Annotated in this window: 14 protein-coding genes; 5 read left to right on the top strand and 9 right to left on the bottom strand. The window is 70.0% G+C overall.

What is annotated here, in order from left to right; genetic code table 11:
- Positions 1-13: 13 nt before the first annotated feature.
- The 3 genes from AC0L5F_RS03115 to AC0L5F_RS03105 are packed head-to-tail and all read right to left on the bottom strand — an operon-like array spanning position 14 to position 4,019.
- Complete coding sequence (locus AC0L5F_RS03115; RefSeq protein ID WP_473315154.1) at positions 14-2,125, bottom strand: S9 family peptidase; 2,112 nt, start codon at positions 2,123-2,125, stop codon at positions 14-16.
- Positions 2,122-3,435: a DNA polymerase IV gene (locus AC0L5F_RS03110; RefSeq protein WP_473315153.1), complete on the bottom strand. Its 1,314-nt coding sequence runs from the start codon at positions 3,433-3,435 to the stop codon at positions 2,122-2,124. Before AC0L5F_RS03110 ends, AC0L5F_RS03115 begins: the two co-directional genes overlap by 4 nt.
- Positions 3,432-4,019 carry a GNAT family N-acetyltransferase gene (locus AC0L5F_RS03105; RefSeq protein WP_473315152.1) on the bottom strand — a complete coding sequence of 196 codons (588 nt, stop codon included), beginning with the start codon at positions 4,017-4,019 and terminating at the stop codon, positions 3,432-3,434. Before AC0L5F_RS03105 ends, AC0L5F_RS03110 begins: the two co-directional genes overlap by 4 nt.
- Before the next feature lie 103 nt (positions 4,020-4,122).
- On the opposite strand from AC0L5F_RS03105, the gene AC0L5F_RS03100 reads away from it, so the two are divergent.
- The 4 genes from AC0L5F_RS03100 (at position 4,123) to AC0L5F_RS03085 (ending at position 10,021) form a co-directional block, all read left to right on the top strand.
- The gene (locus tag AC0L5F_RS03100) at positions 4,123-5,148 is read left to right on the top strand and encodes a DUF4192 domain-containing protein (protein ID WP_473315151.1); all 1,026 of its coding nucleotides are present in this window, start codon (positions 4,123-4,125) and stop codon (positions 5,146-5,148) included.
- Between the two features lie 19 nt (positions 5,149-5,167).
- Positions 5,168-6,646: a glutamate-cysteine ligase family protein gene (locus tag AC0L5F_RS03095; protein ID WP_473315150.1), complete on the top strand. Its 1,479-nt coding sequence runs from the start codon at positions 5,168-5,170 to the stop codon at positions 6,644-6,646.
- Positions 6,647-6,829: 183 nt separating this feature from the next.
- A complete protein-coding gene (locus tag AC0L5F_RS03090) occupies positions 6,830-8,278 on the top strand; it encodes an RNA polymerase sigma factor (RefSeq protein WP_473316134.1) in 1,449 nt (482 codons plus the stop codon).
- Positions 8,279-8,404: 126 nt separating this feature from the next.
- Entirely contained in the window at positions 8,405-10,021 is a 1,617-nt protein-coding gene (locus AC0L5F_RS03085; protein WP_473315149.1) for a phospholipase D-like domain-containing protein, read from the top strand.
- A gap of 92 nt (positions 10,022-10,113) precedes the next feature.
- On the opposite strand, the gene AC0L5F_RS03080 is transcribed toward AC0L5F_RS03085, so the two are convergent.
- Positions 10,114-10,389 carry a DUF7455 domain-containing protein gene (locus tag AC0L5F_RS03080; RefSeq protein ID WP_473315148.1) on the bottom strand — a complete coding sequence of 92 codons (276 nt, stop codon included), beginning with the start codon at positions 10,387-10,389 and terminating at the stop codon, positions 10,114-10,116.
- A 100-nt stretch (positions 10,390-10,489) separates the two neighbouring features.
- Between AC0L5F_RS03080 and AC0L5F_RS03075 the strand changes: the two genes are divergently transcribed.
- Positions 10,490-12,613, top strand: a complete 2,124-nt coding sequence (locus AC0L5F_RS03075) for a DNA gyrase/topoisomerase IV subunit B (protein ID WP_473316133.1) — start codon at positions 10,490-10,492, stop codon at positions 12,611-12,613.
- Positions 12,614-13,113: 500 nt separating this feature from the next.
- Here AC0L5F_RS03075 and AC0L5F_RS03070 read toward each other — a convergent pair whose 3' ends face one another.
- From AC0L5F_RS03070 to AC0L5F_RS03050, 5 genes are all read right to left on the bottom strand, one after another.
- Entirely contained in the window at positions 13,114-13,956 is an 843-nt protein-coding gene (locus AC0L5F_RS03070; RefSeq protein ID WP_473315147.1) for an SDR family NAD(P)-dependent oxidoreductase, read from the bottom strand.
- Positions 13,957-13,994: 38 nt separating this feature from the next.
- Positions 13,995-14,489: a beta-class carbonic anhydrase gene (locus AC0L5F_RS03065; RefSeq protein ID WP_473315145.1), complete on the bottom strand. Its 495-nt coding sequence runs from the start codon at positions 14,487-14,489 to the stop codon at positions 13,995-13,997.
- Positions 14,486-16,162, bottom strand: a complete 1,677-nt coding sequence (locus AC0L5F_RS03060; RefSeq protein WP_473315144.1) for an MFS transporter — start codon at positions 16,160-16,162, stop codon at positions 14,486-14,488. Before AC0L5F_RS03060 ends, AC0L5F_RS03065 begins: the two co-directional genes overlap by 4 nt.
- 108 nt (positions 16,163-16,270) lie before the next feature.
- On the bottom strand, positions 16,271-16,993 hold the full coding sequence (locus AC0L5F_RS03055) for an LppX_LprAFG lipoprotein (RefSeq protein ID WP_473315143.1): 723 nt from the start codon (positions 16,991-16,993) through the stop codon (positions 16,271-16,273).
- Between the two features lie 4 nt (positions 16,994-16,997).
- The gene (locus AC0L5F_RS03050) at positions 16,998-19,466 is read right to left on the bottom strand and encodes a DNA gyrase/topoisomerase IV subunit A (RefSeq protein WP_473315142.1); all 2,469 of its coding nucleotides are present in this window, start codon (positions 19,464-19,466) and stop codon (positions 16,998-17,000) included.
- Positions 19,467-19,528 lie beyond the last annotated feature (62 nt).

Here is a 19,528-nt window from a genome sequence, read left to right as displayed (position 1 = left end):
AAATTCGGGACAGCTAGGAGGTCGAGGTGGCCGTGGAGATGATCCAGGCGAGCTCCCAGGCGCGTTCCTTCCAGGACGCGTAGCGCCCGCTGACGCCTCCGTGCCCGCCGTGCATCTCGGTCTTGAGCAGGATCTGCGCGTCGCCGGTCGCGGTGGCGCGCAGGCGGGCGACCCACTTGGCCGGCTCGACGTAGAGCACCCGGGTGTCGTGCAGGCTGGTGACCGCGAGGATGGCCGGGTAGTCGTGCGCGCCGACGTTCTCGTACGGCGAGTACGACTTCATGTAGGCGTAGACGTCGGCGTCGTGCAGCGGATCGCCCCACTCGTCCCACTCGATGACCGTCAACGGAAGGTCCGGGTCGAGGATCGAGGTCAGGGCGTCCACGAACGGCACGGCGGCCACGATGCCGCAGTACGCGTCGGGTGCGAGGTTGGCGACGGCCCCCATGAGCAGACCACCGGCGCTCCCGCCCTCCGCGACCAGCCGGTCGGGGCTGGTCCACCCCTCGGCGACCAGGTGCCGTGACGCGGCCACGAAGTCGGTGAAGGTGTTGCGCTTGTTCAGCATCTTCCCGTCGTCGTACCAGTGCCTGCCGAGCTCGCCACCACCGCGGACGTGGGCGACCGCGAAGACGAACCCGCGGTCGAGCAGCGACAGCCGCATGGTCGAGAAGCCCGGATCCATGCTGGCCTCGTAGGAGCCGTACCCGTAGATCAGGCCGGGGGCCGAGCCGTCGCGGGGGGTGCCGGCGCGGCACACGATCGACACCGGGACCTGGGTGCCGTCGTCGGCGGTGGCCCAGGTGCGGTGCTGCTCGTAGTCGGCCGGGTCGTACCCGCCCAGCACGGGAGCCTGCCGGCGCAGGATCAGCTCGCCCGTGGCGACCACGTAGTCGTAGATGGACGCCGGCGTGATGAACGAACCGACGCCCACACGGACCAGCGGCTGGTCCCACTCGGCGTTGGCGCCGACGCCGCTGGTGAACAGCTCGTCGTCGAACATGATCTCCTGCAGCGGCCCGATGCCGCCCGGCACCTGCGGGTCGATCAGCATGATGCCGATGCGCGCCAGGGCGTCGCGGCGGTACGACACCATCAGCTGACCGGCGAAGACGTCGATGTCCTCGAGCCGGGTGCTGTCGCTGCCGGGGATCAGCACGGTGAGATCGCCGGGGGAGTCGGCCGGGGTGCTGGCCAGCTCGAAGTTCACCGCACCGTCGTTGTGCAGCACCAGGAACAGGTCGCGGTCGTCGATCACGGCGTGCTCGACCGAGTACTCCACACCGTCGCGGCGCGGCAGCACGGTGCGGAACTCGCCCTCGGGCTGATCGGCCTCGAGCACCCGGCACTCGCTGGTGACCTTGGACGACAGGCCGATGACCAGGTAGCGGTCGGAGTGGGTGCGTCCGACGCCGACGAAGAACCGTTCGTCCGGTTCCTCGAACACCAGGACGTCATCGGCGGTGGTGCCGAGCGCGTGTCGCCAGACCCGGTGAGGACGCCAGGCGTCGTCGACGGTCGTGTAGAACAGGTGGCTCTGCCCGGCCGACCAGGTGGCGCCCGCGCTGGCGCCGGTGATCTCGTCGCCGAGCACCTCGCCGGTGCGCAGGTCCTTGATGCGGATCGTGTACCGCTCGTCGCCGGTCGTGTCGACCGACCAGGCCAGCAGGTTCTCGTCGTCGCTGATGCTGAACGCGCCCAGGGAGAAGAAGTCGTGGCCCTCGGCCTCCACGTTGGAGTCCAGCAGCACCTCCTCGCCCGGCACGGGCGCCCCGGCGTCGAGCTCCGGCGGGGTCCAGTCGTCCGGGTCCGCGACGGGGCATCGGCAGCGGATGGCGTACTGGCTGCCCTCGACGGTGCGGGTGTAGTACCACCAGCCGGCTCGGCGCACCGGCACCGACAGGTCGGTCTCCTGGGTGCGTGCCTTGATCTCCTCGAAGATCTGCTCGCGCAGTGGCTGCAGGTGCTCGGTGGCGGCGTCGGTGTGGGCGTTCTCGGCCTCGAGGTAGGCGATGGTCTCCGGGTCGTCCTTGTCGCGCAGCCACTCGTAGTCGTCGACGAACTCGTCTGCGTGGTGGACCCGGGTGGTCGGGCGGCGTGCGGCGATCGGGGGAGGGACGCTCATGGGGCGACCGTATCGGGCGACCGCGGACGCAGGGCGGGGTCATCGACCGCGAAGGTGCGCACCGGCCCGGGCGGGGTCAGCCGGGTCTCGAACCGCACGGTGACCCGACCCAGACCGGCGCCCCACACCCAGCCGTCTCCGTGGTCGTCGTGCCGCACGTCCATGCCGGCGCGGAACTCCACCGGGCCCGCTGCTGCGTCATCGAGCGGCTCGCCCTCGTCGACGAGGGCATCGAGCGGCGCTGCGTCGTCGAACAGGTCGTCCTGCACCCAGTCGGCCAGTCCGCTGACGCCCACGCCGACCAGCCGCAGACCGCCGCGCAGGTCGATGCCGTCGAGCAGGCGTGTGGCGGTCTCCACGACCACCCGGGGGCTGTCGGTCGGGCCGGCGAGGGTCGACGACCGGGTGTGGGTCTCGAAGTCGTGGTGCCGGACCTTGAGGGTGACGGTGCGGCCGGACCAGCCGTGGGCGGTGAGCTTGCCGGCCACCGAGCGGCCCATCCGGTCGACGGTGCGGCGCAGGCGTTCGCGGTCCACGACGTCGACCTCGAAGGTGTCCTCGACGCTGATCGACTTGGTCTCGCGGTCGGCCACGACAGGTCGGTCGTCGTCGGCGCGGGCCATCGCGTACAGCGAGCGCCCGGACGCCTGCCCCAGCAGGCGGACCAGCTCGTCCTCGTCGAGCCGTCGGGCGTCGTCGACGGTGGTGACGCCGCCGAGTCGCAGGCGGGCTCCCGTCGCCGGGCCCACGCCGGGGATCGCCGTCACCTGCAGCGGCCCCAACAGGTCGAGCTCCGTTCCGGGCGGCACGATGCAGACGCCGTCGGGCTTGTTGACCTCGCTGGCGATCTTGGCCACCAGCTTGGACGACGCGACGCCGACCGACGCCGTCAGACCGCCGGTCGCCTCGGTGATGTCGGCGCGCAGCTCGGCGACGATCGACTCGACGTCGGTGAGGTCGAGATCGGGGGCGGCCGCGAGGTCGACGAACGCCTCGTCGAGCGACAACGGCTCGACCAGCGGGGACAGCGCCTGCAGGCGGTCCATGACGATGCGGCTGCTGTCGCGGTAGGCGTCGAACCGGCCCCAGAGGAAGGCGGCGTGCGGACACCGCGACCTGGCCTCGGCCATGCTCATGGCCGAGCGCACGCCGTGCTTCCTGGCCTCGTAGGACGCCGTGCTGACCACCCCGCGGGTGCCGATTCCACCGACGATGACCGGCTTGCCGCGCAGCGAGGGCTTGTCACGCTGCTCGACGGCCGCGAAGAACGCGTCGAGGTCCAGGTGCAGGATCGACGCGGTGGATCTCATCGGGCGAGGCGACGCTGCAGCTCGGCGCGGATGGCAGGCCACTCGTGCGGCAGGATCGAGTACACGGCGGTGTCGCGCAGACTTCCGTCGGCCATCAGCTGGTGGTTGCGCAGCACTCCGTCGTGCTTGGCGCCGAGCCGTTCGATGGCGCGCCGCGACTGCTGGTTGAGCCAGTGCGTGCGGAGCTCCACGGCGATGCAGTCCAGGTGCTCGAACGCGTGGCCGAGCAGCAGCAGCTTGCTCTCGGTGTTGGTCCCGGAGCGCTGGGCGGACGCGGCGTTCCACGTGTGGCCGATCTCGACGCGTCGGTGCGCGGGCACCACGTTGCAGTAGGTGGTCATCCCGATGATGGCGCCGGTGTCGAGACGCCGTGCGACGAAGGGCAGGAAGGTGCCGGCGGCCTGCATCGTGAGGCACAGATCGACCCACGCCGCCATGCCCTCGGGCGCGGGGACGGACGTGTACTGCAGGGACGACAGGTTGCCGTCGGCCGACGCGGCGGCGAGCCCGGGGACGTCGTCGGTGCTCAAGGGCGACAGCGACACGAGGTGGCCGCTGAGCGTGACGGGGGAGAGGAAGTCCACGGCAGGAGCGTACGACCTTCCACAGACGATGCGTGCTCTCCGGTCGTCCACAGGGCGCCGGGACCTGGTCGCGTCGCCGTCCCCCGGTGGCGACGGTGGAGCCATGACCGACGACGACCGTCCCGTGTACACCGCCCACGACGTGCCGGACCTGTTCAACGCCCTGCCGATGATGTTCGGGTTCCGCCCGCACGAGTCGGTGGTCGCGGTCGCGACCAAGGGCCCGCGACACCGCATGGGATTTCGCATGCGCGCCGACCTGCCGCCGTCACGGTACGTCGACGAGGCCGCCGACATGATGGTCGGTCACCTGCGCCAGCAGCGTGCCGACGGCGTGATCCTGCTCGCGCTCACCGAGCAGCAGGACGTCGCCCACGACCTGCTCGACGCCGTCGAGTGCCGGCTCGGTGACATCGAGCCGGTGATGGTCGCCCGGTCCGACGGCGAGCGCTACTGGATCGACGTGCCCGGCTTCCCTCCCGAGGGCGTCGCGTACGAGACGTCCGACCACCATCTGTCGCTGGTGCAGGCGGTGGCGGCGGGGCAGGAGATCCTGCCGGACCGCCAGGCGCTGGTCGACCGGTACGCGGCGGTCACCGGCGATCGCCGGGCCGAGATGGTGGCCCTCACCGAGACCGTCCGCGCGCGTGTCCTCGGTGCGATGGGGCGCCATCGGCACCGCCTCGTCGCTGCGGCGATGCTCGAGCTGGACCCGGTGCTGTCGCGAGCGATCGCCGGGGGAGAGGCCACCGACGAGCAGGCCGTGGCCCTGTCGGTGTGGGTCACCAGCTCCCGAGTGCGCGACGCCGTGTGGGAACGGCTCACGCCCGAGACCGCTGCCCCGCTGCACCGGTTGCTGGTCCACGCGTCGCGTCTCGTGGTGCCGCCGCACGAGCCGGACGTCCTGGCGCTGGCCGGCTTCGCCGCGTGGCTCACCGGCGACGGGGCGCAGGCAGCCATCGCCGCCGAACGCGCCCAGCGAGCCGATCCGGACCACCCGATGGCCGCGCTCGTGCTGCGGATCGTCGGCGCCGGCGTCTCGCCGGTCGGATTCCGATGGCACGACACGAACGGCGCCGGTGCAGATGCAGACCTGCACGGGGACGAAGACCTGCACAGGGCGGGCTGACAGGCCCTACGCTGACCGGATGGGTCAGGACGTCGACGAGCGTGAGTTCAGCCGCGAGGACCGCACGCGCTATCGCGCCAAGGTGCGCCGTTGCCTCGACGTCTTCGCCCGGATGCTGGGCGAGCGCGACTTCTCCGTCGAGCACACGCAGGTCGGCATCGAGATCGAGTTCAACCTCGTCGACGACCAGGGCGACCCGGCGCTGAAGAACGCCGAGGCCCTCGAGGCGATCGCCGACGAGGACTTCCAGACCGAGCTCGGCCTGTTCAACATCGAGATCAACGTGCCGCCGGCCCGGATCGACGGCTCCGGCCTCGAGAGCGTGGAGACGACCCTGCGCGACGACCTCAACGCCGCGCAGGACAAGGCCGCCGGGGTCGGCGCGCACCTGGTGATGATCGGCATCCTGCCCACGCTGCAGTCCGAGCACCTCGGGTACCACACGATCTCGCCCAACCCCCGCTACCGACTGCTCTCGGAGCAGATCATGGCCGCGCGCGGTGAGGACATCGCGATCCTCATCGACGGCGTCGACCGGCTCGACACCACGGCCGACACGATCATGCCCGAGGCGGCCTGCACCAGCACCCAGCTGCACCTGCAGGTCGAGCCCGACGAGTTCGCCACGTACTGGAACGCGGCGCAGTCCATCGCCGGCGTCCAGGTGGCGGTGGGGGCCAACTCGCCGTTCCTGCTGGGCCACCAGCTGTGGCACGAGACGCGGATCGCGTTGTTCGAGCAGGCCACCGACACCCGCAGCGAGGAGCTCAAGGCGCAGGGCGTGCGACCGCGCGTGTTCTTCGGCGAGCGGTGGATCACCTCGGTGTTCGACCTGTTCGAGGAGAACGTCCGCTACTTCCCGGCGCTGCTGCCGATCGTCGACGACGAGGACCCGCTCGAGGAGCTGGAGGCCGGCCGCATCCCGCAGCTGTCCGAGCTGCGGCTGCACAATGGCACGGTCTACCGCTGGAACCGGCCCATCTACGACGTCGCGGGCGGCCGCCCGCACCTGCGCATCGAGAACCGGCTGCTGCCGGCCGGCCCCACCGTCGCCGACACGATGGCCAACGCCGCGCTGTTCTACGGCCTGGTGCCGGTGCTCGGAGGCAGCGAGCGTCCGGTGTGGTCGCAGCTGTCGTTCAAGGCGGCCGAGGAGAACTTCCACGTGGCGGCACGGATGGGCATCGAGGCCGATCAGTACTGGCCCGGCGTCGGCACCGTCCCGGTGCGCGAGCTGGTGCTGCGCCAGCTGCTGCCGCTGGCCCACGCCGGCCTGGAGCAGCGGGGCGTCGACGCGGACATCCGTGAGCGGCTGCTGGGCATCATCGAGCAGCGGTGCATCACCGGCCGCAACGGATCGACCTGGCTGATCGACGAGTACACCCACCAGCTCGACCGGCACGGTGACCGAGCAGACGCCCTGCGGGCCACCACGCAGGCGTACGAGGAGCACATGCACGCCGGCGAACCGGTGCACACCTGGCCCGTCCGATCCTGAGGGACCGCTGAGAGGGTCACGTCGATCGGGCTTGTCGAGCCGTGGCACAATTGGATGCAGAGGTTGACCACAGGTCTGTTTGTTGCGCCCTCCTACCGATGAGCGAGGTATTTCGTGCCAAGGAATCCCGCGGCCAAGCTGGTGCAGAGGGGATCGAAGCTGATCCGGGACGCTGCGTCGCTCATCGACGGGGAGTCGGACAGCTCCACAGATTCCTCTCAGGCTGCAACAGGCAAGCCAGCAGCACCGTCACCTCGCAAGACGTCCACCAGCAAGCCCGCCTCCGCGAAATCAGAAGAGACTGTGTCGAAGACTCCTCCATCCACTGCCAAGAAGTCTGCCGCCAAGAAGGCACCCGCCACGACTGAGGCGAAGAAGGCCCCAGCCAAGAGCGCCGCCAAGAAGGCGCCCGCCAAGAAGGCTCCGGCCAAGAGCGCCGCCAAGAAGGCGCCGGCTGCGAAGAAGAGCGTCGCCGCCGAGGAGTCGACCATGCCGGCCGGCATCGAGCTGGACAAGGCGCTCAAGACGCCCGGTGTCGTCGAGGGCGCCGTCATCGTCGACGCCAAGGGCAACAAGGTCCTGCCGGACATCCCCGATGACGAGTTCGAGAAGGATCTCAAGACCGACCCCACGCTGAAGGAGGACGAGAAGGCGTCGTCCTCGTTCACCATCTCGGCGGCCGACGAGTCCGACGAGCCGGTGCAGCAGGTCATGGTGGCCGGCGCCACCGCGGACCCGGTCAAGGACTACCTCAAGCAGATCGGCAAGGTCTCGCTGCTCACCGCTGCCGAGGAGGTCGAGCTCGCCAAGCGCATCGAGGCCGGCCTGTTCTCGGAGGAGAAGCTGGCCAAGGGCGGACGCATCGGCGCCAAGGCGCTCGAGGAGCTCGAGTGGATCATCGTCGACGGTCGCCGCGCCAAGAACCACCTGCTCGAGGCCAACCTGCGCCTCGTCGTCTCGCTGGCCAAGCGCTACACCGGTCGCGGCATGCTGTTCCTGGACCTGATCCAGGAGGGCAACCTCGGCCTCATCCGCGCGGTGGAGAAGTTCGACTACACCAAGGGCTTCAAGTTCTCCACGTACGCCACGTGGTGGATCCGTCAGGCCATCACCCGCGCCATGGCCGACCAGGCGCGCACCATCCGCATCCCGGTGCACATGGTCGAGGTCATCAACAAGCTCGCCCGCGTGCAGCGTCAGATGCTGCAGGACCTGGGCCGCGAGCCCACTCCCGACGAGCTCGCCATCGAGCTGGACATGACGCCCGAGAAGGTCGTCGAGGTCCAGAAGTACGGTCGCGAGCCGATCAGCCTGCACACCCCCCTGGGTGAGGACGGCGACTCGGAGTTCGGCGACCTGATCGAGGACTCCGAGGCCATCGTCCCGGCCGACGCGGTCTCGTTCACGTTGCTGCAGGAGCAGCTGCACGCCGTGCTCGACACCCTCAGCGAGCGTGAGTCCGGCGTCGTGTCGATGCGTTTCGGACTGACCGACGGCCAGCCCAAGACGCTCGACGAGATCGGCAAGGTCTACGGCGTCACCCGTGAGCGGATCCGCCAGATCGAGTCCAAGACCATGAGCAAGCTGCGGCATCCGTCACGCTCGCAGGTCCTGCGCGACTATCTCGACTGAGACGGCAGCGAACGCAGGGTGACGCGACGCCGATTTCAGGTAGACTGTCGCGACCGCTGTTCGCTTCGGGGAAGTAGATCTGTGCACACTCACCGCCTTCGTTCGACAGCGCGTGTCCTGGCCGTCGTGGTCGTCTCGACCGCGCTGCTCGCCGGATTCACCGCTCAGGCCTCCTCGGCCGAGACCCCGGGCCCCGTGACGCCGTCGACGGACCAGGCAGCCACGTCACCCACCCCGGACGCCACGGAGCCGACCCCCACCACCGAGCCGGACGCCACCCCGCCGACCGACGCGCCGGATCCAGGGACATCCAGCACCAGCACGTCCGAGGCGCCCGCCGGTCCGGCGCCCATCACCGGCGCGGCTCCGCACGGCAGCCCCTACGGCGACGACTACCCGGTCACGCTGGAGGCGAACTTCGCGCGTCCGTACAAGTCGATCTCCTCGTACGCCAACAGCGACTTCAGCCAGCTCGACGACCTGGAGCGGCTGATCAAGGGCTCGTACTGGGACCCCACCACCAACAAGCTGCGCCCCGAGAGCGAGCGCCTCAAGGGCAAGATCTTCATCACCGTCTCGCGCATGGAGAACTCCCACCGCGTCGGTCGAGAGCTGATCAAGGCCGCCAAGTACGGCGTGCAGGTCCGCTTCATCCACGGCAAGGCGTCGCAGTCCAAGGAGTCGCGTGCCCTGCAGAAGGCCCTGAACGCGGCCACGTACAAGGGCAAGCACACCGCTGCGTTCAAGATCTGCGCCAAGGGCAAGAGCCTGGCCTGCCTGTCCACGGTCAGCGGCGCGATCATGCACACCAAGATGCTCGTGGTCAACAGCACCTTCACGCGCGACGGCAAGCCCGCGCTCGGCGCGGTGTGGACCGGTTCGGCCAACCTCGGTGGCCCCAGCGGCGAGCGCACGTTCAACAACGGCCTGACGATCTACAACGATCGCAAGCTGTACACCCAGATGACCAAGCTGTTCGTGCACATGTACTACGAGCGCAGCGTCGGCAACGACACCATCGGCTACTTCCGCAAGAACTCCACCTCGTGGGGCATCACGCAGGCGCAGGCCAACCTCGACGGCTACAAGTACGGACCGGCCCGCTACGGCATGTTCTACTCCCAGCTGGCCAACGTCACCATCTACCCGACGCCGATCTACGCCACCCCCAGCAACGGCCGCGACCCGGTCCTGAACCTGCTGAACCGGGTGGTGCCCGACGGCCAGTGCCGCATCAGGTTGCAGCAGAACCGGTTCAAGTACCGGCGCATCGCGGTCGCGTACAAGCTGGCCGACCTCGCGAACCAGGGCTGCAAGGTCTCGATCGTCTCGTTCGAGGACGACCTCTTGGTCAACCGCATCGCGCACTGCCAGCAGTACCTGCGCGTCTGCCGTCCGATCCTCGACGTGTTCAAGACCGCCAACACCCGCATCGACGCCTACTGGGCCAAGCCGCACGACAAGACCATCTTGGTCGACGCGCTGCTGAAGCGGAACCCGCTCAACCCCGAGGAGGTCGCCGCCAACGGTGACACCTGGACGGACTGGGGCGGCACCACCAACGGCAGCGGTGCCGTGCGCACCCGGCTGGTCCAGGCCGGCTCGGCCGCTCTCACCGGCTCCAACCTGATCGCCAGCGACGAGGTCACCACCGAGACCACCGACGGCGCCGTCTACGACGAGTACCTGCAGCACTGGAAGGCGATCCTGGCCTCGCAGGAGATCCACCGCTACTCGTACTGAGCCAGCCAGCACCTGAGCACATCAACACCTGAGCACAGCAACAGGGCCCCGCCGATAGTTCGGCGGGGCCCTGTTGTCGGTGCGGTGGCGACTCAGTCGATCGTCACCGCAGGGGGCTCGGTGAGCTTGTCGGACTCGTCGTGGATGTCGGCGGCCATCTCGCGGAGCTTGTCCTCGTGCTTGCGGGCGTGGTGAGCGCAGAACAGCAGCTCACCTCCGCCGCCGAGGGTGACCCGCACGTAGGCCTGGGCGCCGCAGCGATCACAACGATCGAGGGCTCCGAGGGAGGCAGTGGCTGTCAAGGTCGTCACGGTGGGCCTGCTTCCTGTCCGTCCAGAACTGGTTGGGGGGTCTGCCGGGTTCAACATCACATCACGGATCGGTATTCCGCGCCTGCCTTAGTGACGTACACCATGAATACTCCCGGGTGGCGACAAATCGGTGGAGGCGCGCGCACGTGGCGCGTGTCTGGCCGATCACGCGAGCGGGCCGCGATTATCGTGGGGGAAGACGAACCGAAGGGACACGACCATCGACACCACCACCTACGACGCGCGCAACCTGCTCGTGCTCGAGGGCCTCGAGGCGGTGCGCAAGCGCCCGGGCATGTACGTCGGCTCCACCGACACCCGGGGCCTCATGCACTGCCTGTGGGAGATCATCGACAACTCCGTCGACGAGGCCCTGTCCGGCCACGGCTCGCACATCGACGTCATGCTGCACGCCGACGGGTCGGTCGAGGTGCGTGACGAGGGGCGCGGCGTCCCGGTCGACCGTGAGAAGAAGACCGGTCTCACCGGTGTCGAGGTGGTGTACACCAAGCTGCACGCAGGCGGGAAGTTCGGCGGTGGGTCCTACAACGCCACCGGCGGTCTGCACGGCGTGGGCGCGTCGGTGGTCAACGCCCTGTCCTCGCGCATGGACGTCGAGGTCGACAAGGGTGGTGCCACGTGGGCCATGTCGTTCCGGCGCGGAGAGCCCGGTGTCTTCGACGGCGACACCCCGGACGCACCGTTCACCCCCGACAACACCCTGCGCAAGATCGGCAAGGTCGCCAAGGCCCGCACCGGCACCCGGGTCCGCTACTGGGCCGACCCGCAGATCTTCATCAAGAACGCCGCCTTCGCGTACGACGAGCTGGTGGCTCGCACGCGACAGACGGCCTTCCTGGTGCCGGGCCTCGAGCTGGTCATCCGCGACGAGCGCGGGCCCGAGCTGCACGAGGAGAAGTTCCGCTACGACGGCGGCATCACCGAGTTCTGCGAGTTCCTGGCGGCCGACGAGCCGGTCACCGACGTCATGCGGCTGCAGGGCGAGGACACCTTCACCGAGACGGTGCCGATGCTCGACGCCAAGGGTCAGATGACCCCGCAGGACGTCGAGCGCATGCTGGGCGTCGACATCGCGGTGCGCTGGGGCACCGGCTACGACCCCACGGTGGCCTCGTTCGTCAACATCATCGCCACCCCCAAGGGCGGCACGCACGTCAACGGCTTCGAGCGCGCGGTGACCAAGAGCTTCAACGAGGTGCTGCGCACCACCCGGCTGCTCAAGAGCGGCGACCCCGACGTCATCAAGGACGACGTGCTCGAAGGGCTGACCGCGGTGGTCACGGTGCGACTGGCCGAGCCGCAGTTCGAGGGCCAGACCAAGGAGGTCCTCGGCACCCCGGCGGTCACCAAGATCGTCAACCAGATCGTCACCCGTGAGCTCACGGCCTTCCTGAGCTCGAACAAGGTCGCCCACAAGGCCAAGGCCCGCTCGGTCATGCAGAAGGTCGTCGACGCCTCCCGCACGCGGTTGGCCGCCCGCCAGCAGCGCGACACCCAGCGGCGCAAGAACGCGCTGGAGTCCAGCGCCCTGCCGGCCAAGCTCGCCGACTGCCGCAGCAACGACGTCGAGAAGTCCGAGCTGTTCATCGTGGAGGGCGACTCCGCGCTCGGCACCGCCAAGGCGGCCCGCAACTCCGAGTTCCAGGCACTGCTGCCCATCCGCGGCAAGATCCTGAACGTGCAGAAGGCCTCGATCGCCGACATGCTCAAGAACGCCGAGTGCTCGTCGATCATCCAGGTCGTGGGCGCTGGCTCGGGCCGCACGTTCGACCTCGAGGCCTCGCGGTACGGGCGCATCATCTTCATGGCCGACGCCGACTCCGACGGTGCGCACATCCGGTGCCTGCTGGCCACGTTGTTCTACCGCTACATGCAGCCGCTGCTGGCGTCCGGACGGGTGTTCACCGCGGTGCCGCCGTTGCACCGCATCGAGCTGTCCAACCCCAAGAAGGGGCAGGACCCGTACGTGTACACGTACTCCGACGCCGAGCTGCAGCGCAAGCTCGCCGAGCTCAAGCGCAAGAACGTGCGCTGGAAGGACCCGGTGCAGCGCTACAAGGGCCTGGGCGAGATGGACGCCGACCAGCTGGCCGAGACCACCATGGACCCGCGGTACCGCACGCTGCGCCGCCTCACGGTCGACGACGCCGCCGAGGCCGACGAGGTGTTCGAGCTGCTCATGGGCAACGAGGTGCCGCCGCGCAAGGAGTTCATCGTCCAGGGCGCCTACGACATCGACGTCGACCAGATCGACGCCTGACTCGGGCGCTCTGCGCCCGAGCTCAGGCGTCCGCCAGCGCAGCGTGAGTGGGCCGCGGCGAAGCCGCCCGCCTGCGAGGCGTGGTGAGGCGAAGGGGTGGGGCGAGCCGTCGTGGTGAGTCGCCTCGCTTCGCTCACGCCGCTCGTGCCTCGCGGCTGGCGACCGGGTGGGTGGCCAGGCTCCTGGTGCCTCGCGGCTGGCGACCGGGTGGGTGGCCAGGCCGCTCGTGCCTCGCGGCTGGCGACCGGGTGGGTGGCCGGGCCGCTCGTGCCTTGCGGCTGGCGACCGGGTGGGTGGCCGGGCCGCTCGTGCCTTGCGGCTGGCGACCGGGTGGGTGGCCAGGCCGCTCGTGCCTCGCGGCTGGCGACCGGGTTGGTGGCCAGGCTCCTGGTGCCTCGCGGCTGGCGACCGGGTGGGTGGCCAGGCTGCTGGTGCCTCGCGGCTGGCGACCGGGTGGGTGGCCAGGCTGCTGGTGCCTCGCGGCCGGCAACCGTGATGGGTCAGGCGGGAACGCCGACCAGGTCGGCCGAGCGCTCCCACAGGCCGTCGATCAGGCGGTCGTCGTGGGCCTGCTTGTTCTCCTTGCCGTTGGGCGTGAAGCGGCTGAAGTACACGCCGTCGATCTGCGGGTCCGGGCCGCGCTCGACCAGGGCGATCAGCGGTGCGGCGCCGTCGGCCACGCTGATCGTGGCGAACCGCTTGAGCGGTGTGCGGTACGCGAGTCCCACCAGGAACGAGTCACGGCCGAACGAGCTGCCGACCGGTCCGGGGTGCACGGCCGTCGACACGACGCCGTCAGAGCCCCACCGTCGGCCGAGAGCGCGGGTGAACAGGATGTTCATCAGCTTGCCGGTGCCGTAGCAGCGCAGCTCGAGGGCGCGACGGCGCTGCCAGTCCAGGTCGTCCAGGTCCACCGACCCGACCAGGTTGCCGATGCTGGACGTGTTGAGGACGAGCGCGCCGTCGGCGGCGACCAGCCGCTCGCGCAGCAGGTGCGTGAGCAGGAACGGGGCCAGGTGGTTGACCTGGAAGTTCGGCTCGTGGCCGTCCGCGGTCACCCGGTCCGGAGCGAAGGTGCCGCCGGCGTTGTTGACCAGCACGTCGATCCGGTCGGTGGCCGCAGCGACGTCGGCCCCGAGGCGACGCACGTCGGCCAGATCCGCGAAGTCGGCCACGAACGACTCGGCACCGATCGGTTCGGCGACGCCACGCAGCTTGTCGGAGGATCGACCGGTGACGAGCACGCGGGCCCCCTGCGCCGCGGTGTGGCGGGCCACCTCGGCGCCGATGCCGTCGCTGGCGCCGGTGACGAGGACGGTCTTTCCCTGCAGGTTCGAGGTCATGGCCCCAGCCTGCCAGACGCCAGCGGGTGGGGGCGCGGTCAGACGACCTGTGACAGCAGGCCGGTGTCGACGTCGTACAGGAAGCCGCCGACGGCGATGTCGGAGCCGATCAGCGGGTGGCTGGTGATCCGGTGCACGTCGGCGCGGATGGTGTTCTCCTGGTCGGTGATGGCACCGAGGGTCATCCACGTGGCGTCGGAGCCGGTGAACTCGCCGATCCGCTCGTGCAGCACGTTCTCGGGCTGCGAGGCCATGGCGCAGCGGGTGTGCTCGACCACCATGACCCGCTTGACCTGCAGCAAGGTGGCGCCGAGCACCAGCGCGACCAGCACCTGGTCGGTGGCCCGGCCACCCGGGTTGCGCAGGATCTTGGCGTCGCCGGGCTGCAGCCCGATCATGCGCAGCGGGTCGATGCGCGAGTCCATGCAGGTGACCATGGCCACGCCGGCCTTGGCGACGCCGTCGAACCCGGCGAGGTCGAAGTCATCGGCAAAGGTGCGGTTGGCGTCCAGGAGATCGTCGAAGTCGCTCACGGGATCAGGGTATCGAGGCCGGTCCGGCGCTGCTGCACAGGTTGCCTCGACCGCAGCAGCACCAGCGCGAGCACGGCGGCCACGACGGCGCAGACCGCAGCGCCGAGGAACACCGCGTGCAGCTGGGTGATGCCGGCGTCGCGCACGGCGTCTCGGTACGCCTGGCACAGGGCGGCCTGACCGTTGCACAGCTCCTGGGCGGGTGGGATGTCGGCCGACGCGGCGTAGAACGCCCGCAGGCCGATCGTCGTCAGGGCCGAGATGCCCAGCAACATGCCGACCATGCGCGCGACGATGAGCAGGGCGGACGCCACTCCGTGGACGGCGTCGGCCGTGTGCTCCAGCAGCACCGCGTTGACCGGCGCGATGGCCAGGCCGAACCCGAGGCCGGCGGCGATCAGCGAGATCGTCTCCCAGCCACTGCTCAGCGAGGTGGCGTCCCAGGTGGACATGTGCCAGAAGGAGATCGCGCTCATCACCATGGCTGCCGCGGTCAGCGGGCCGGCGGGCACGCGTCGCAGCAGGTAGCCGCCGATGACCGCGCCGATCGGCAGGGCGATCAGGAAGCGCACCAGCACCAGGGCCGCGTCGAGCTGGGAGTCGCGGTAGACGGTGAGCCGTGCGAAGAACGGGATGTCGACGAGGGCCGCGATCAGGGAGGCGCCCAGGAAGAACGAGACGACCAATGCACCCCAGGCCGGGCGGGCCGCCAGCGCGCCGCGAGGGATCAGGGGAACGCGGGCGATCCGCTGGCGCCACGCGAAGCCGGCGAGCGCCACGGCCGCGAGCGGCAGCAGGTAGGGGGCTGACGGTGAGATGGCCGCCTTCTCCGGCTCGGCCGACGCGAAGGTGATGATGACGGCGCCGAGCGCCACGGTGAGGAATGCCGCACCGAGCAGGTCGGTCTCGCGGGCGATCTCGCCCCATCCGCGCCACCCCAGCAGTGGACGGGGCGCGAACGCCTCCCAGAGCACGAACAGGACGATCACGGCGAAGGTGGTGAGCGCGATCGGCGTCAGCCACCGTGAGTCGCCGCTGACGGGGATGAAGGCCAGGCCGGTGTTGACCCCCTCGACCAGACGTCGGGGTGACAGCATCACCAGGGACAGGCCCAGCAGCGCCATCGAGCCCAGCAGGGCGCCCACCCAGTCGAACCGGGGCTGCCCGGGTGCCGGCGGTGTCTCGACGGCGCGCGGGCGGAGCATCGCGGCGGCCAGCACCAGGCCGACGGCGCAGTTCAGCCAGAAGATGTCGCGCCAGGTGCCGAACGCGAGCACGACGGCTCCGTAGAGGGGACCGAGGACGCTGCCGAGCTCCTGGACGGCCCCGACGATGCCGAGGGGCAGACCGCGCTTCTGCGGTGGCCACAGGTCCGCGACGAGGGCCAGCGTGGGAGGGATCAGTCCGCCGCCACCGATGCCCTGGATCAGCCGGCCGATCACCACCGTGTCGAGGTCGTAGGCGGCCGCGGTGATCAACGATCCGACGGCGAACACCACGAGTGAGCCCAGGAGCACCGGAACCCGGCCCCGCAGGTCCGAGATGCGCCCGATCAGCGGCAGGATGCCGACGTAGCCGAGCAGGAACCCGGACACGATGGGCGCCGCCCGCTGCAGCTCGTCCACGCCCAGACCGGCTGCGCTCATCATGTCCGGCAGCGCCAGCACGACCACGTAGGTGTCGGCGGCGGCGAACGCGATCGCGACGGCGGCGAGCCCGAGCAGCAGGCGTGACGACCTCGCCAGCGGGACGGTGGAGCTGCACGGTGTCTCGTCGTGCGGCTAGGGCTGGGTGATGGGGGAGTCGTCGTCGGTCGGGGTCAGCACGACGGTGTAGGTGACGTCGGCGCCGCCGGGGTAGAACGGGCCGGTGATGGTGGCGTCGGTCAGCTGGTCGTCGTCGGTGAGCCGGTACTCGACCTTGAAGTCACCGGCAGCGTCGGCGGTGGGCAGGAACGCCTTGATCACGTCGCCGGGGATCGTGCCGGCGATGGTGGTGAGCACGGCCTTGCCGTCGCGGGACTTGCCCTTCTCGGCGAGGTCGTCGGTCTTGGCCAGGATGATCGGCAGGCCGTCACCCTTGGCGCCGAGCAACGAGGCCGGGTCGGGTGCCTTGAGCGTGGCTGGGTCGATGGCCAGGAAGGTGTTGCCGGTCAGAGCGGTCTTCGCGTAGACCTTGCCGCCGGTGGCGACCACCTCGGCCTTGAGGCTGCTGCCCCCGGTGACCACCACGACGTCGCCGGTGAAGGCGGCGTCGGCGACGGTGGCGCCCTGGTAGCCGCGACCCGACGCCGACAGCAGACCCGTGACGCCCGACGGCAGCTCGGTGGTCTTCAACGAGATGTCGAGGCCGGCGGCGTCGGTGATCGCCTTCTGGGCGGTCGTGAGGCGCGCGGCGAGGGCCGACTGGTCGGCCCCTCCACTCGAGCCACCGGTGCACGCGGCAGCGAGGAGCGAGACGACGACCAGGACGAGTGGCAGCAGGTGACGCGGGGAGGGACGCACGGAATCAGTCTTGCACGTCGGTGGTCCCGGTGGGCGGTCCAGCAGGCGGCCCGGAAACGGCCAGGATGGGCTGCGCGGCCGGAACTCCCGACCCGTCGCGACGGTCGTCCGGGGCCGGCAGGTCGACCGGGGAACCGCTGGTGGCGCAGGCCATCGGAGACCCGTCGCCGACCCAGGCCAGGATCAGGCCGCTGTCGCCCTTGAGCAGGCGTTGGCACCGCACGCCGCCGGTGGCGCGTCCCTTGGCCGGGTAGATGGCGAGCGGGCTGACCTTGACCGCGCCGGTCTGGGTGCCGGGCAGGGCATCGCCGGATCCGGCGATGGTGACGATCGAAGCGGTGTCGACGTCGCTGACCGCGCCGAAGGCCACCACGTGGGCGTCGGGGCCGAGCTTGATCCCGGCGACACCGCCGCCGCCTCGGCCCTGCGGGCGCACGCCCTCGGCGGAGAAGTGCAGCAGCTGGGCGTCCGAGGTGATGAACGCCAGCTGCTCGGTGCCGGACTGCAACGCCGCCATGCCGACCACCTCGTCGCCGTCGGCCAGGGAGATGATGTCCCACTCGTCGCCGCGCAGGTGGTCGGGCTTGACCCGCTTGACCACCCCCTGCCGGGTGCCGAGCGCGATGCCGGGGCCGTCGTCGGCCAGGGACATCAGGCCCAGTGCCCGCTCGCGCCCGAGGTCGAGGATCTCGCTGAGCGGCACACCGCCCTGCAGGTTGGGCGACTGCGCCGTGCCGGGCAGCCCCGGCAGATCCAGCACCTGCAGGCGCCGCACCGTGCCCGCGGAGGTGACCAGGCCGACCTCGCCGCGGGCCGTGGTGCGCACGGCCGACACGATCGTGTCGTGCTTGACCCGGCCACCGACCTCGCCCAGCGGCGAGTCGTCGCTGGTGCGGGCGAGCAGACCCGTGGCGGACAGCAGCGCCCAGCACGGGTCGTCGGCGACCTCGACGGCGGTGGCGGCCGTGACGGTCTGCCCGGCCGACTCCAGCAGCACGGTGCGCCGCGGGGTGCCGAACTTCTGCGCGATCTCGGTCAGCTCGTCGCCCACCACGCCGCGGAGCACGGTCTCGTCGGCGAGGATCTCGTCGAGGCGCTCCAGCGTGGCGCGCAGCTGCTCGATCTCCTTCTCGATCTCGACGCGATCGGTGCGGGTCAGGCGACCCAGCGTCAGCTGCAGGATGTACTCGGCCTGCGGCTCGGTGAGGTCGAACACGGCGCTGAGCCGCTCCTTGGCCTCGGCACGGTTGTCGGACGAGCGGATGACGGCGATGACCTCGTCGATGTCGACCAGCGCGAGCAGCAGACCCTCCAGCAGGTGCAGCCGGTCGGCCGCCTTGGCGCGACGGAACACCGAGCGTCGGCGCACGACGTCGATGCGGTGGGCGAGGAACACCTCCAACAGGTCCTTGAGCCCCAGCGTGCGGGGCTGGCCGTCGACGAGCGCGACGGCGTTGATGCCGAACGACGTCTCCAACGGGGTGGCCTTGTACAGCTGCTCGAGGATCGCCTCGGGCACGAAGCCGTTCTTGATCTCGATGACCAGGTGCAGGCCCTTGTGACGATCGGTGAGGTTCTTGACGTCGCTGATGCCCTGCAGCTTCTTGGCCTCGACGAGCTTCTTGATCGCCTCGATGATCTTCTCGGGGCCGACGTTGTAGGGCAGCTCGGTGACCGTGATGCCCTTGCGGCGGGGCGTGACGTTCTCGATGCGTGCGGTGGCGCGCATCCGGAACGGCCCGTTGCCGGTGGCATAGCCCTCGCGGATGCCGTCGAGGCCGACGATCTTGCCGCCGGTGGGCAGGTCAGGGCCCGGGACGAAACGCATCAGGTCGTCGAGGTCGGCGTCGGGGTGGGCCAGCAGGTGGCGCAGGGCCTGCACGACCTCGATGAGGTTGTGCGGCGGGATGTTGGTGGCCATGCCGACCGCGATGCCGGTGGTGCCGTTGACCAGCAGGTTGGGGATGGCGGCCGGCAGGACGGTCGGCTCGGTCTCACGGCCGTCGTAGTTGGCCTTGAAGTCGACGGTGTCCTCGTCGATCGAGGCCGTCATCGCCTCGGCGGCCTCGTCCATGCGGATCTCGGTGTAGCGCATGGCGGCGGGCGGGTCGTCCTGCGAGCCGAAGTTGCCGTGGCCGTCGGCCAGGGGCAGGCGCAGCGACCACGGCTGGGCGAGCCGCACGAGCGCCTCGTAGATCGAGCTGTCGCCGTGCGGGTGGAAGCGGCCCATGACCTCACCGACGGGACGCGCGCTCTTGACGTGGCCGCGGTCGTGGCGCAGCCCCATGTCGTCCATCGTGTAGAGCAACCGCCGTTGCACTGGTTTCAGGCCGTCGCGGGCGTCGGGCAGAGCGCGCGAGTAGATGACCGAGTAGCCGTACTCGAGGAAGCTGGTGCGCATCTCGACCGCGATGTTGGTGTCGATGATGTGCTCGTCGAAGTCGTCCGTGGGCGGCTGGGTGGTACGTGCCATTCCTCCATTGTCCGGGGCACGACCTCACGGTCGGTGTCGCCACGCCGCGGGGATGGGTTGCC

It is taken from the genome of Aeromicrobium sp. 10G20-16 (assembly GCF_055809665.1).
Note: the sequence above shows the minus strand (reverse complement) of the source record. Positions and strands in the feature narration are given on the sequence as shown.

Excerpts from the sequence above, each read along its gene's own strand:
- AC0L5F_RS03115 (WP_473315154.1), bottom strand. The coding sequence starts at position 2,125 with ATGAGCGTCCCTCCCCCGATCGCCGCACGCCGCCCGACCACCCGGGTC.
- AC0L5F_RS03110 (WP_473315153.1), bottom strand. The coding sequence starts at position 3,435 with ATGAGATCCACCGCGTCGATCCTGCACCTGGACCTCGACGCGTTCTTC.
- AC0L5F_RS03100 (WP_473315151.1), top strand. The coding sequence starts at position 4,123 with ATGACCGACGACGACCGTCCCGTGTACACCGCCCACGACGTGCCGGAC.
- AC0L5F_RS03095 (WP_473315150.1), top strand. The coding sequence starts at position 5,168 with ATGGGTCAGGACGTCGACGAGCGTGAGTTCAGCCGCGAGGACCGCACG.
- AC0L5F_RS03080 (WP_473315148.1), bottom strand. The coding sequence starts at position 10,389 with ATGTTGAACCCGGCAGACCCCCCAACCAGTTCTGGACGGACAGGAAGC.
- AC0L5F_RS03070 (WP_473315147.1), bottom strand. The coding sequence starts at position 13,956 with ATGACCTCGAACCTGCAGGGAAAGACCGTCCTCGTCACCGGCGCCAGC.
- AC0L5F_RS03050 (WP_473315142.1), bottom strand. The coding sequence starts at position 19,466 with ATGGCACGTACCACCCAGCCGCCCACGGACGACTTCGACGAGCACATC.